The organism is Pseudomonas sp. AC463, assembly GCF_979253585.1.
The window spans coordinates 1-232 of record NZ_CEEDDZ010001224.1; the positions used below are offsets into that span (position 1 = coordinate 1).

A 232-nucleotide genomic window follows, 5' to 3' on the forward strand; every position below is an offset into this window, starting at 1 on the left:
TGCCCATGCCGCGATAGATTTCCGCGTGCAGGCCGTCGCGCTGCATCAGTTTGCGAAAGGCTTTTTCCCGCTCCTGCGCCCAGCGATTGGCCTGCGCTTCCGGCAGGCTGAAACAGGCAAAGCGCTGCAACCCCGCCTCGACCAGATGCGAGTAAGCCAGCGTGATCAATGCGTTGTTGTCAGTGGCAACGTAGGGAATCGCTTTTGGATAAGCGCGTGCATCCTCGTAGGA

General features: G+C 59.5%; 1 protein-coding gene. It reads right to left on the reverse strand.

The window, feature by feature from the left end; genetic code table 11:
• The coding region (locus tag AC0IYH_RS34205) for a substrate-binding domain-containing protein (protein ID WP_471838945.1) at positions 1-232 on the reverse strand (232 nt) is incomplete at both ends.